12 protein-coding genes are annotated in these 13,417 nt (G+C 56.9%); 4 read left to right on the top strand and 8 right to left on the bottom strand.

Annotation, left to right across the window (positions count from 1 at the left end; all coding sequences use genetic code 11):
- Window positions 1-40: 40 nt before the first annotated feature.
- A complete protein-coding gene (gene ribD / locus R84865_RS05500) occupies window positions 41-1,168 on the bottom strand; it encodes a bifunctional diaminohydroxyphosphoribosylaminopyrimidine deaminase/5-amino-6-(5-phosphoribosylamino)uracil reductase RibD (protein WP_435639052.1) in 1,128 nt (375 codons plus the stop codon).
- Entirely contained in the window at window positions 1,161-1,655 is a 495-nt protein-coding gene (gene nrdR, locus R84865_RS05505) for a transcriptional regulator NrdR (protein WP_435631020.1), read from the bottom strand. The genes ribD and nrdR overlap by 8 nt, the downstream gene beginning before the upstream one ends.
- A 346-nt stretch (window positions 1,656-2,001) precedes the next feature.
- On the opposite strand from nrdR, the gene R84865_RS05510 reads away from it, so the two are divergent.
- Window positions 2,002-2,262, top strand: a complete 261-nt coding sequence (locus tag R84865_RS05510) for a hypothetical protein (RefSeq protein ID WP_435631021.1) — start codon at window positions 2,002-2,004, stop codon at window positions 2,260-2,262.
- Between the two features lie 72 nt (window positions 2,263-2,334).
- Here the strand turns inward: R84865_RS05510 and R84865_RS05515 are convergent, their stop codons facing one another.
- A complete protein-coding gene (locus tag R84865_RS05515; protein ID WP_435631022.1) occupies window positions 2,335-3,336 on the bottom strand; it encodes a TerC/Alx family metal homeostasis membrane protein in 1,002 nt (333 codons plus the stop codon).
- A gap of 391 nt (window positions 3,337-3,727) precedes the next feature.
- Here R84865_RS05515 and R84865_RS05520 point away from each other — a divergent pair, with 391 nt between their 5' ends.
- Window positions 3,728-5,521, top strand: a complete 1,794-nt coding sequence (locus R84865_RS05520; RefSeq protein WP_435639053.1) for a sugar phosphorylase — start codon at window positions 3,728-3,730, stop codon at window positions 5,519-5,521.
- Between the two features lie 117 nt (window positions 5,522-5,638).
- Here the strand turns inward: R84865_RS05520 and R84865_RS05525 are convergent, their stop codons facing one another.
- From R84865_RS05525 to R84865_RS05540, 4 genes are all read right to left on the bottom strand, one after another.
- Complete coding sequence (locus tag R84865_RS05525; protein WP_435631024.1) at window positions 5,639-6,862, bottom strand: glycosyltransferase family protein; 1,224 nt, start codon at window positions 6,860-6,862, stop codon at window positions 5,639-5,641.
- Window positions 6,863-7,183: 321 nt separating this feature from the next.
- Window positions 7,184-7,987, bottom strand: coding sequence for an HAD-IIB family hydrolase (locus tag R84865_RS05530; RefSeq protein ID WP_435639054.1), 804 nt, complete (start codon window positions 7,985-7,987; stop codon window positions 7,184-7,186).
- 155 nt (window positions 7,988-8,142) lie between these two features.
- Complete coding sequence (locus tag R84865_RS05535) at window positions 8,143-9,210, bottom strand: glycosyltransferase (RefSeq protein WP_435639055.1); 1,068 nt, start codon at window positions 9,208-9,210, stop codon at window positions 8,143-8,145.
- A 30-nt stretch (window positions 9,211-9,240) separates the two neighbouring features.
- Window positions 9,241-9,969 carry an AarF/UbiB family protein gene (locus tag R84865_RS05540; protein WP_435631027.1) on the bottom strand — a complete coding sequence of 243 codons (729 nt, stop codon included), beginning with the start codon at window positions 9,967-9,969 and terminating at the stop codon, window positions 9,241-9,243.
- Between the two features lie 108 nt (window positions 9,970-10,077).
- Between R84865_RS05540 and R84865_RS05545 the strand changes: the two genes are divergently transcribed.
- On the top strand, window positions 10,078-11,139 hold the full coding sequence (locus R84865_RS05545; RefSeq protein ID WP_435639056.1) for a glycosyltransferase family 9 protein: 1,062 nt from the start codon (window positions 10,078-10,080) through the stop codon (window positions 11,137-11,139).
- Between the two features lie 57 nt (window positions 11,140-11,196).
- Here the strand turns inward: R84865_RS05545 and R84865_RS05550 are convergent, their stop codons facing one another.
- The gene (locus R84865_RS05550; protein ID WP_435631029.1) at window positions 11,197-12,114 is read right to left on the bottom strand and encodes a glycosyltransferase family 2 protein; all 918 of its coding nucleotides are present in this window, start codon (window positions 12,112-12,114) and stop codon (window positions 11,197-11,199) included.
- Between the two features lie 214 nt (window positions 12,115-12,328).
- On the opposite strand from R84865_RS05550, the gene R84865_RS05555 reads away from it, so the two are divergent.
- Window positions 12,329-13,387 (top strand): glycosyltransferase family 9 protein, encoded by a 1,059-nt coding sequence (locus R84865_RS05555; RefSeq protein WP_435639057.1) that lies wholly within the window; start codon window positions 12,329-12,331, stop codon window positions 13,385-13,387.
- Window positions 13,388-13,417 lie beyond the last annotated feature (30 nt).

The following is a 13,417-nucleotide window of genomic DNA, read 5'->3' on the forward strand; positions in this document are numbered from 1 at the left end:
CCCCGCGCGAGCACGCTACGCGGGAAATACGCCGCCCCCGCTAAGCGGGCCGCGCGATAATTTGCCAGTCGTCGCCTACCGCACGTACATCGCTGATGATTAACCGCTGCTGTTCGCTCATCTGCGCAAGCTTCATATCGAACAGAGGCAGCGCAGTGCTTCCCAGCAGCGTCGGCGCCATGAAGATCACTAGCTCATCGACAAGCTGCTGCGCCATGAAGGCGCCTGCCAGCCCTGCCCCGCTCTCAACAAGTACCTCGTTACAGCTCTCGGTGCTGGCCAAATAAGAGAGCACCGCCGCCAACGACACATGCCCATCATCTGCTGCGGCAAGCTCGATAACTTCAGCACCTGCGCGAGTGAGTGCGTGCGTCTGTGGTTCGCGCCGTTCGGTAGTGAAGATCAGGGTGCGACCTTCGGCACTCAGCATGCTAGCGGCGGGCGGCAGGCGCAACTGCGAGTCAATGACGACGCGAAGTGGCGCTGGCCCCGCTTGCTCGGGAGAGAGCCCAGACTCGCTCTCGCGCACCGTCAAGCGGCTGTCGTCGGCAATCACTGCGTCAACACCACTGATAATGGCGCTGGAGCGCGCGCGCAGGCGCTGTACCTGACGACGAGCCGCAGGCCCGGTAATCCATTTTGATTCACCGCTCGCCATCGCGGTACGCCCGTCCAGGCTGGCCGCCAACTTAACGCGCACGAAGGGCTGCTGACGCTGCATGCGCTTGATAAAGCCAGCGTTCAACTGCTGCGCCGCTGCTTCGCAGACGCCCACTTTCACGTCAATACCCGCTGCTTCGCAGAATGCGATACCGCGCCCTGCCACTGCAGGGTTAGGGTCCTGCATGGCGACCACCAGCCGCGCGATGCCCGCCGCTACCAGCGCTTCGCAGCAGGGGCCGGTGCGTCCGTGGTGGGAGCAGGGCTCGAGGCTCACGTAGGCGGTCGCTCCACGTACTTGTGCGGGGTCGGCCGCGGCCAGCGCGTTGACTTCCGCATGCCCTTCACCGGCGCGCCGATGAAAGCCTTCACCAATTACCTGCCCTTCTTTTACCAGCACACAGCCTACGCGCGGGTTAGGCATGGTGGTGTAGAGACCGCGTGCAGCCAACGTTATGGCGCGCGCCATAAAGTGTTCGTCCGATAGCGCTGGCGAGTGGCTATTCACTGGTGGCTCCCGCATCTTCTTCATCGCTATCGCTGGAGGGATGCGTCAGGCGCTCTATTTCAGCGCGAAACTCGTCAACATCCTCAAAGCGGCGGTAGACGGAGGCGAAACGAATGTAGGCCACCTGATCAAGCCGCTTGAGCTGCCGCATGACCTCTTCGCCGATGACCCGAGCACCCACTTCTCGCTCGCCGCGAGCGCGCAGGCGCTGACGAATTTGCTCCAGCGCCGCCTCGATGTGCTCAGAGGCTACCGGGCGTTTTTCCAGCGAACGCATCACCCCCGCGCGCACCTTGGCGGGATCGAAGGTTTCCCGCGTGCCATCGCTTTTCACTACGCGCGGCATCACCAGTTCGGCGGTTTCATAGGTCGTAAAACGCTCGCCACAGCTCAAGCACTGGCGGCGACGGCGCACCTGATCGCCCTCTGCGACCAGCCGGGAATCACTGACTTTTGTTTCTTGTGCCCCACAAAATGGACAGTGCATAAAAAGGCCACTTCAATCGGATAGCTAGCTGGCGACGATGCCCGCTCGCCGAGAGATCAGGCGGAGCACAGTGCGGCAGCGTTGAGCAACGAGCACTGCATCAACCGCAGCGCGTGCATTTGTCGCGAAAAGCCCTACTTTACCAGTAGTTTATCGAACACTCATGAGGAAAAGACAAAGAGTGCGTAAAATCGCCGCAGCAACGGACGCCTAAGATCACTTAGGCTACACTTAACGTCTTGGAATGATGATACCGCAGCGCTACACCAGCCCGTTACCAAAGGCTGCTCAGCAAGACATACGCTATCGCAGGTACATCGACTGGTTAACAACAAGGAGCCGTACCGTGGACCTTATTTCCTGGATCGTCACTGGCGCGCTAGTGGGTGGCGTCTTCAACATTCTCGTGCCTCAGCACATCAGCATCGGATTTTTGGGTGCCATGGGTGTGGGCGCTCTGGGCGGCGTGATTGTCAGCTTTATCTGCTCGATCTTTGGTATTTTGCCGGAACTCCAATTCAGCACGATTGGCGTCGGTACCGCCGTCATCGGTAGCGTTATTGCCCAGTTGGTGGTGCTGGCATATCGCAAAGCCGCTCACGTATAGCAAGCGGCTTCTTTCAGTGTGCTGGCGCTTCGTCCAGCACACCCTGTCTTCCTGCTTCGGTGTTCCCGCGCCTTAGCTATCCTGCTTGCCTTGGCTGCGTTTCGATTTCCACAGGCTCGCGAGCGTTGTTATCACCAGTATCGACACAATCACTGTCAGCGACACTCCGGTGGAAATTTCTGGGATGTTCGTGAGCGGCTGGCCGTGATTAAGAAATGGCAGGCTGTTCTCATGCAATGCTTCAAGCACCAGCTTCACGCCGATAAATGCCAGCACCAGCGATAGCCCCGCCCCCAAATAAACCAAGCGCTCCAGCAGCCCCTCCAGCAGGAAGAACATCTGCAGCAGCCCCAGCAGCGCAAAGACATTGGCGGTAAACACAATGTACGGCGCCTGCGTCAGGCCGTAGATGGCGGGTATCGAGTCCAGCGCGAATACAATATCGGTGAGCCCCAGGGCAAGAATCACCAGCACCATCGGGGTAAGCATTTTTTTACCGTTAATGCGCGTTACCACACGATTACCGTCAAAGCTGTCGGAAATCGACAAGTGGCGCTGGAAAAAGCGCACTACCGCATTGGGCTTAAAGTCGTTATCGCTATCGTTGTCGGTATGGGTAATGCTTTCGATGGCTAGCTTGACCGCGGTGTAGAGCAGGAAAGCGCCGAAGATATAAAACACCCAGCTAAACTGATGGATGATGGCCGCACCCGCCGCGATAAAAATGCCGCGCAGCACCAATGCCAGCACAATACCGATCATCAGCGCCTTCTGCTGGGCAGGAGCTGGCACGCTGAACTTCGCCAGAATAATCGAGAACACGAACAGGTTATCGACGGACAGGCTTTTCTCCGTCACGAAACCGGCAAAAAACTCAGCGCCATGCTGACTCCCCCACACCTGCCAGACACCTACGCCAAAAGCGCACGCCAGCAGCACATAGGCAATCGACCAGCCAAGCGACTCACGAAACGTGGGCACATGGGGGCGACGCACATGGGCAAAGAAATCAAACAGGAAAAGAAAAGCGACAACTGCGAGGGTAATCCCCCAAATCCAATCGGGAACGTGCATACGAAGGCTCCGGCAAACAAGACGTGGGCCCGGTCAACAATGCGAACGGGCGGGTTTACCGGAGGTCTCTTCCGCGCTTTCAAGGGCGCCGCTGCCTCCGGAGCCATGAGGGCTCGTGATGACGAAGACAGCATCAGGGCGCCTTCAGGCGCCATGGGGAGTACTCCCCTCCATTGCGCGCAGTGTGCGCGAGCATCGCGAACAAAGCAACCGATATCTTGACCAGCCGCACTGGTGATCGCTCACCAATGGCGTATGCTTGAAGAGCGCTCACGATGGTCGCATGAGCAACACTGCGCAGCGCGACATCACGAGTTAGCAGGAGTGCTAGCTGCCTCCCGGGTACAGATTTCCCTTCCGCCGCATGCTTTTCAACGCAGTGAGGCCATGTATGTCATCTGGATACCGTCAGAACCTACCCACCGTGACGCTGCTATCCCGCGACGATTTTCGCCGGCGCGCGCTTAACGAGCTGAACAACGTGTACGGCGAGCAGCAAGGTGAGGCTCTACTGCGGCGCCTGCTGGCACTTATCGATGAGCATCCCATTGCCTCAACCGCTGCACCGCCCGACACGCTGTGGGACCAACGCTCGCAGGTGTTGATCTGCTATGGCGACAACCTGCTCGCCGATGCCGCTAACCACGAGGTACCGCTGCAAGCGCTGGCCAGCTTCCTCGATAATCATCTCGCCAATACCTTCAGCAGTGTTCACATCCTGCCATTTTTTCCGTGGAGTTCAGACGACGGCTTTTCGGTGGTGCACTACCGTGATATCAATCCCGATCTCGGCGATTGGGACGATATTCATCGCATCGCACGCCGCTACCAACTGATGGCGGATTTGGTCGTCAACCATATCTCGCGCGAATCACTGTGGTTTACCGACTATCTGGCGGGCAGTCAGCCGGGCCGCGACTACTTTATCGAGCTACCCAAGGATACCGACGTGTCGATGGTAACGCGGCCGCGCGCCAGTCCGCTGCTGACGCCTGTGTACACCCGCCGCGGCAAGCGCTACGTGTGGGCGACCTTCTCCAAGGATCAAATCGATCTTAACTACGCCAACCCCGACGTACTGCTTGAGATGATGGGTATCCTGATCAACTACCTACAGCAAGGGGTAAGACTGATACGCCTCGATGCGGTGGCTTATTTGTGGAAGGAACTCGGCACCGCCTGCGTGCACCTGCCGCAAACGCATGCACTGGTGCGTCTAATGCGGGCAATTGTCGATTACCTGACGCCGGGCGCGCTGATCATCACCGAAACCAATGTGCCGCATCAGGAAAATCTGAGCTATTTCGGTGATCTGGAAAAACGTCAGGCACCTGAAGCGAACATGGTGTATCAGTTCACCTTGCCCCCGCTGCTGGTGCACACCCTGACCTCAGGCGATGCCACGCCGCTCTCGCAATGGGCTGCTTCGTTACCTGACCTTCCCGCCGACTGTACCTTCTTCAACTTTACCGCCAGCCATGACGGCATTGGCGTGCGAGCGCTCGAGGGACTGCTGCCCCAGCATGACATCGATCAGATGCTGGAGCTGATGAAACGCTTTGGCGGCTACATCAGCATGAAGGCAAACCCCGACGGCACTGACTCGCCCTACGAAATCAACATCACCTACTTCGACGCCATGAAAGGTACCCGCGGTGGCGAAGATGCCTGGCAAATCATTCGCTTTCTGTGCAGCCAATCGATCATGCTGGGCCTACAGGGTATTCCCGGGGTTTACTTCCACAGCCTCACCGGCACTACCAACGACTACGCTAACGTCTCGCGTAATGGCGGCTTGCGCGCCATCAACCGCAAGAAGTGGCGAACCCAGGAACTTAACGACCAGTTGGCGGCAGTTACCCCCACGCGCTTTGTCTTCAAGGCGATGACACAACTGCTTGGCAAGCGCCGGCAGGAGCCCTGCTTTCATCCCTCAAGCCCGCAGCAAGTGCTCGACTTCGGCGAAGGTATCTTCGCCTTCCAGCGTGGCCCGCTTGACGATGGCCGACTGCTGCTTGCCATTCATAACGTCACCCGTCATCCGATCAACGTTAGGCTGCCAGAGCAGTTCACTCGGCGCGAATGGCGCGAACTGATGGGACACCTGCACCTCAAAGACGGCTGTTTCGAGCTGAAGCCCTACTACAGCGCTTGGTTGGTAAGTGAAGGCAACGACGGCGCATGATGGCGCCTGCTCAACGCAAATGCCCCGCGGTCTGCCGCGCATCTCGGGCAGGCCGCCGGGCTGACGGAATAGCACCAGCGTTGTGAGAAAAAAGCGGTTATCGCTTGGGGGCTAGCACTAGACCTCCCCTTTATTGTCGAGCTCGACTGCTTCGTACATCCGCTTGAGATGTTCGGGGAAGGCTGACTGAATGCGATTCCAGCTGGGAATAAACGGCTTGTCATCGCGGGGTGTCTCGAGGAAATCGATGCCAGCGTCCGACACCACCTGAGTGAACAACTCTACGGTCGCCTCTTCGGTATGGCGGTCGAGGGTGAGGCCGTTCATCAGCGCGTCGTGGTAATAATTTTCGATCATATCGAGAGCGGTACGATAGTACGTTGCTTTCAGCGTGCGCAGCGACTCGCTGGGAATTTGCACGCCCAGCGTCGACAGTTTGCGAAACAGCGCTTTAGTGATATCCAGCGCCATGCGCGATAGCCCTGCACTGCGATCCTGCTCCGATAGCGGCTGATGCTTGTGATCGTAGTTGTCGGCAATATCGACCTGGCACAAGCGCCGCGAGCCATAGTTACGATGCACCTCTGACAGCACCCCAATTTCCAGCCCCCAGTCGCTGGGGATACGAATATTGCTCAATACATCGGTGAGCATCGCGAACTCGCCCGAAAGCGGATAGCGATAGCTCGAAAGATAATTGAGATATTCGGACGGGCCGTAAATGGTTTGCATGGCACGCAGCAACGGCGTTACCAGCAAACGCCCCACCCGCCCGTTCAGGCGACCGCCGGACACGCGAGCATAGTAGCCTTTGCAAAACTCGTAATTGATGCGTGGATGCACGATGGGATATAGCAAGCGTGCCAGCATATCGCGCCGGTAAGTCAGGATATCCGCGTCGTGCAGCGCTACTGCCGCGGTGCGCCGAGACGCCAGCGTATAGCCGGAGCAAAACCATACGTTACGCCCCTTGCCAGGTTCGGTGGGCGATAGGCCTTTCGACTGCAATTCTTCATCAAGCTCACGCAGGCGCGGCCCGTCGTTCCACAGAATGCGGTGACGCTGCGGCAGGCGCGAAAAGAATTCGCGCGCATAATTGAATTGGTCGCGGTCGGCGCGATCAAGGCCGATGGTAATTTCAGTCAGGTAAGGCACCTTCGACAATTCATCGACAATACGCGAGAGCGCAGGGCCTTCCAGCTCAGAGAAAAGTGACGGAATAATCAGCCCCATCGGGCGACGACGGGAAAAGCGCTTTAACTCTTCTTCCAGCGACTCTACCGGACGATCTGCCAGGCTATGCAGCGTGGTAATCACACCATCCTGATGGAAATCACTCATAACGCTCCTCCTCTCGATCAACGGCTAGCAGCGGCGATGTTGATGCAATACCGCGTACGGGGGTAACGGTGCTGGCGATGACGTGCTCGTTCTTTATAGCACAGCGCTAAGCAGCGATTGGCAAGTGCTATAGGCGAAAGCGCCCGCCCAACACGACGATTGTTATTATGCGTGCTTCTGTTTGGCGGTTTCCCGGAAAGCGGGGGTATGAACAAACTAGACGAGAATAGTCGAAAAAGCGCGCCGGTCGAGCACTAACATTGGAGGACGGTTGGCAACATCGCCGTTACAAGATGCCGCCCAGACACCGAATGGCGCTTCTTATACCTTCCTCAGCCAATGATCCAGTCCTTCACACCAGCCTGTTGGCCCCGCCTCGCGGGTAAGGTAGCAGCGCGCCTTTAGCTCGCGGGGAAGCTGCACCCGCGAAGCATCGTTACGAATCAGCACCGGCATGTCGGCTGCGCTCAGCATGGCAATATCGTTGGCACCATCGCCTAAGGCGAGGCAGCGACATGCGTGGTCAAACAGCGCCGAGAAGCGCGCTTTCAGCCATATAAGCGCCCTTCCCTTATCGACATCTTTCGCCATCACATGGACGAAACGCCCGCCGCGCACGGTGGTGAGCTGATGCTGCGCCAGCGCCTGAGTAAACGCCTCGAGCCGCTGCTCATTCTCATGCCACAACAGCGGCTCGGTGGCTTCACGCTGCCAGGCGAGCTTAGCCTTGGGAAGCGGCAGCCCGGTCCATTCGGCCACCCGCTGCGGCGTTACGTCACCGAAGCCTTCAAATGCAAAGCCCTGAGCGCGAAGCCCAGCCAGCACCCGACGAATATGCCCGATATCAGCCCCTAGGGTGACGACAGCGCCCTCTTGTTGCTGCCGCCAGCGCGGCGGAAGCAAGATCGCCGCGCCGTTTTCCACCACACAGGGGGCATCGCTGGTGCCCAGCTCAGCGGATAACGCCGACACTTCGGCGCGTGTTTTGCTGGAATTGATGATCAGAGGAATGTTGGCGCGGCGCAGTTGCGCTAGCCATGCCGATGCGGGTGCCCAAGAGTAGCTGTGGTGATCCAGCAGTGATCCATCGAGATCGGTGAATATCAGCAGCGCCGCGCGGGGCATGAGCATCTCCTGCCTAAACGGGGACGGGGCGCGATGCGATTGCCGGACCATCGCGCCACCCTATGTCACGCAGTATGCCGCCGATCGCCAATAAGTGCGATAACACTGTCGTGACACTCATCCAGCAAGGCATGAAAAGCATCCAGAAAGTCGCGCTACAGTGCTTCGTACTCCGGCATTACCGTCTCGGGGCGGAATGGCGCAAGGTACCGCTCATCGATAACGACCGGCGCACGATCCATGCGCGCAATAGCGTCGGCGAAGGCCGCTTCGTCGGTCATTGGCACCAGATAATCCTGAAGCTCATAAAGCAACGTTTCTCGCGGCCCTGACGGGCAGTCGACGCTGACCAGCGGCGTTTTCAGCATCAGCGACTCAACCAGCACGCGCGGCAGGCCTTCGGCGTCGGAGGCCAACACCAGAAACTTGGCGCGCTGAATATACGGGTAAGGATTGGTGGTGAAGTCCATCATCAACACGCGATCCCGCACACCGTTGTCGTCGATCGCTTTTTCTATGCGCTGATGATCTTCCGGTTTGCCTTTGCCCATGATGATCAGCGGCGTGGTAACGCCACTGGCGGCGTAGGCGCGCAGCAGCCGATCGTGGCGCTTGCGAGGTTCCAGCGTGCCTAGGCTCAAGATGAATTCGGGCACCGGAAATTCCGTTGGCTCGTCGGCAAACGCTTTGAACATCTCAGGGTCGTAGGGCTCGTAGATAGTGCGCGCGAACGACGGCTCCAATCCCACGATATGCAGCAGATCGTCAAGCAACCCGTGGGAAACGGTAATGATCTTGCGCCCATCGTAGAACTCATGGTCTTTCGCGTAACGCTTGCGCCTAGCCTCTTCGCTCATCGGCGACGAGGTCACGTTGCCCTTGATCATGAAGTAAAGATTAGGGTGCCTGACGTGGCGGGTAATTTTATCGGCGGAGCATGAGAACACCGTATCAGGCTTGAACTCCGCGAATGCTTTTTCAAGCTGCCGAGCCTGCCATTTCTCGATCCAGGGCATGTTGAACGCCCGCGTCCATTGATTATGGATCCCCAGATTCACCACCTCTAACCCATCGGGAATGGTCTGCTCAATCACGTCCCTCATGATGTAAAAGCGTACGATATTGCCGCGCTTGCGCAGTTCGTCGGCGGTATACAGCAATGATTTTTCAGCACCGCCGCCGAACAAATCTTTCATCACAAAGGCGAAACGCTTGGCACACATGATGAGAATAACTCCAGACTAAGGGGTAAATCAGACGTTGGGACGATAATCGGCCAGTTCAGGCAATGCATCGAACAGCTGCGCACGCGCCAGCGTCTCATAATGGGGCCCGCCCAACTTATTGGGATCGATCATTCTGGACAGCACCCTGGCGCGCTTTTTCAACGCTCGTGGTAGCCGCTTAACGTGAGTATCGATCCACACCAGGCGGTCATCCTGCGTCACCAGAATATTGCCCATATGCAGATCACGATGCGCGTAGCCAGCCTTGGCGAGCGCTATCACTAGCCCCATGAAGCGATCGAAGAATATGCGCTGCTCATCAGGCGCTAATTGCGCCATGCGCTCTCTGCCAGACACCGCGCTCGCCATGTATTCCATCACAAAAACAGAGTTCAGCGGATTAGAAAGCCCCGCCGCCACACCGACACCATGACAGAGTACGGTGTGCTGCCCCACCGAACGCAAAACCTCGGCGCTTTGGTATTCATGCTTGCTATCAAAACTGCCCAACCAGCGGGTCGAAATAACATCACGCATCAGCCACTTGAAAAAATGGGCCTGCGGGCGGTACTTGTCGCGCGAAAATTTAAGCAGCATCGAACCATCGCTGCTGAGTTGAAAATAGCTGCTGCCAATCGCCGCAAAGTGACGCGTTGAGTCGCTATCCATCATGGCGATACGCGCTGGCAGGTCCTTGACGTGACGCATGCGGTAGCGAAAATTTCCTGACGGCAGAGAGAGAGTATGCAATGTCATGAGCGCGGGCTGGCAACACCTTGATGAACGCGTGCAATATTGGCGATGGCGAGCATCAACAAAACGCCGATGCTACACTCGCCGACATTCTATCAGGCAACGTATTAAATGAAGTCAAAAAATACCCTCGATCGGCGAATCGGCAAATGGTTACTTCACCACTGGTATGATTTTCGCCCTAGCCCGCTGCACATGGCGCAGGTATCAACGGCGGTGCTGTTCATTCCACGCTTGATCGGCGATGGCATGGCCACCTTCCCAGCACTACGCGCGCTGCAAGCGTGCAACGTTGCGCAAATTATCGTGATCGCCTCGCACAGTAACAAGACGCTCTTCGAGCCGCTTGCCGCAAGCGGTGCCATTACGCTGCATACGGTGCCTTCACTACGCGATACCGCCAGCTTGAAAGCGCTGGCGCGCCGGCTTCGCCAGCAGCATGGCGGCATTGATCTGTGCGTTGATGCTTCGCTGAAAGACAGTACCGCGACCATCTCGTTCATTGGTACCTTGAAGGCGCGCAGCAATATTCAGATGAGCGGCTCTCCCATGCGCTGCTACGCACCAGTATCGCAGCGTGCTGTTGAGATGTACGAAAAGGGCGAATCGGTGCCGATCTGCTGGGCAGCGCTAATGCACGACGCAGGCATTGCGGATGTCGCGCCGCGCTTCGAACTACCGATTCCTCAGGCGATAGCGCAACAGGTAAACGCGTACGTAAAACCGCTGGGACGCTATATTGCCGTGAATCTCGATGGCAGCACCGATGACAAGCAGCTCAGTGTTGAAAAGGGAGTGCTGCTTGCCGAACACCTGTGGCGCTACTATCAATTACCGATGATCATGCTGTGCAGCCCACAGGGAGAGGAGAAGGCGCGTGCGCTATCGCAGCGCTGTGAACACGTTACCGTGCCCGAGCTGCCGCGCTCGCTGCATCATAGTGCGGCCCTGGTAGCGGGCTCCGCTCTTACCGTTACTCCGGATACATCGCTTCTACACGTTGCCTCTGCCCATAATGTACCGGTGATCGGCATCTATCGTCGTTACAACGGGCACTGGGTACCGCTGTCCGACAGCAACGCCATGATCATCACGAATGGCCAGGTTGACCGACTCACCGCAGACGATATTCAAGGCGCCATCCACAAAGTGCGCGCTACCGCCCCCGAGTAGCCGAAAAAACAAAGGCGCCGTCCGCTACGCGTGTGTATACGCAGTGGGCGGCGCCTTTTATATGGCCGAATGGTAAAGCAGCAGATTGCGCTTGAAGGCCTTTGCCACAATCCTCCAGTGGCACGAGCTGCGCACTCTAAACAGCGTTTTCATGTTCAGCGCTAGCGACGCTAGGTACTTACCCTGCTGCGAAAGCACCCTACTTCGGATGCTCGCGGTAAGAATTCCTATATTGTAAACGGCGTCAGCACTGACGCGCCGAGCCGCCAGATCGTAGTAACGACATTTGGCCAATTCACTTTGCAGGTCCGTGCGCTTGCTAGTAATTCGCTCGCCCATATGCGAAGTCATTACTACCAGCGTTTCGTCGACCGCCACGATTGAGAAGCCTTTGATATACAGCTTCAGCATCAGAATCTTGTCTTGATACTTGCGAGTGTTGGAAAAACCATGCACCGCAATAAGCGCTGTGCGACGAATCAGAAACATCGACGTATAAGCGGCATTTTTTGCGATGAAGTATTCATCCTGCCCGATAGTGCCTTTGATCAGCTTCTCGCGCTTGACCGGCGACAGCACGCCATCCGTGACAAACCGCTCCAACATGTCGCAACTGCACACATCAGCGCCTTGCTGTTGCAGCAGATTGATTTGCTTCTCGATTTTATCGGGTAGCATCACGTCGTCATCGTCGAGGAAGGCAACAAACTCTCCACGCGCGCGGAGAATGCCGGAGTTTCTTGCTCTCGCCCCTCCGCCGTTTTGCCGCCGCTTGTAAAGACGAAGCCGATGAGAGGCGCATGACGCGCATATCTGCTTGATGAAGAGGGAGTAATCATCGTCTTCGTTGTCATCAACCACGACAACTTCGATACTGGGATAGGACTGATTAAGCGCACTTTCTATGGCACGCTTCACGCCCTCTTTTCGCCTAAACGTCGGAATAACGACGCTTACCAGAGGATTGGTGTTCATGAAGAGCCTTGCCAAGGCTTCGAACCTGAGTGACGTTCAAAGCAAGAAATAAAACTCACTCATTATAGCGCTAAGCGCGAACGCAAACTTTAACTTGTGCTGAGCATCGTCGAACCGCACTGCATTCCGGCCAGAAGTGGCTAACATTATGATAATATGGCAAACATTATGAGCGCTCTGGGGCGCAACATCATCGGCCTCATCGGAAGCAGAAATGAGCATTGCAAGAATCATCAAAAAGACTATCCGGCGCTATTACTTCAGTTCGCTGGACTACCAACCTGAACAGCTCTCCCCCGCTCAAATAGACACGGTTGTCATCTACCAGCCCGATGCCGTAGGCGATGCAATGAGCTTATTTCCTGTACTCAGGTCACTGGAACGCTCGTCCATCAAGCGCATCGTGCTGGTGCTGTCCCCGCGCAGCGTCGACGTGTTCAAGCACTTCCAACCGGCAAACATGGCTGTCGACATCCACGTCGCTCCCCATCGTTTCGAATTAACCAACAAGAAAATCAAGCAGATTGCTCGCCAGTTGAGGCAGCGCTACGGAAGGCCCGATTTATGTATAGAGGGCACCCGACGCAACAAAACCGCTACCGCGATTTTCGTTGGGCACCTTCGCGCTCGCTGCAATCTGGGCGTGAACGGTTCCACCATGCGCTGCTATTCTCGCTTAAACCAGCGGGCTCAGGCATTGAGCGACGAAAATACTGCGCTGCCATTGGTCTGGATCAGGCTAATGGAAGACTTTGGCTTCCCGACGCCCGCCTCTCGCAATTTCGAGTTTCTCGTTACCCAAGAAACAGAACAAGAGATGGGCACCGCATTATCGGGAGTCGACCGCTACGCCGTTTTGAATTTGGATGGAAGTGACGAACGCAGGCGCTTTTCAACAAAAAAAGGGCTTCAGATCGCTGAAGCCCTTCACGACAGCACTGGGCTGCCCATTTTCATAGTGTTCGGCCCAGGCGGAGAAACAAAGGCGAATCAGATCGCCAGCCGTCTGGACTATGTGCATACGTTACACCAGCCACCGTCACTGCAGCGCACAGCGGGCTTGGTGAAACACGCGTCGCTGGTGGTCACGCCCGATACCTCGGTACTGCACATGGCGAGCGCGTTCAATATTCCGGTCATTGCCATCTACGAGATTTATCGCCCACATTGGCGACCGCTGTCGGATAAATACAGCATCATCGACATGAAAGGCCCTATTGAGGCAATGGAAATAGAACAGCTGAGAAGGGAGCTAGACAATCGGTTTGTCTGATCAGGCGAATGCCCGACGAATTCTTCGGCG

This window comes from Carnimonas bestiolae (assembly GCF_051251145.1).
In the GTDB taxonomy this organism is placed as follows: Bacteria; Pseudomonadota; Gammaproteobacteria; order Pseudomonadales; family Halomonadaceae; genus Carnimonas; species Carnimonas bestiolae.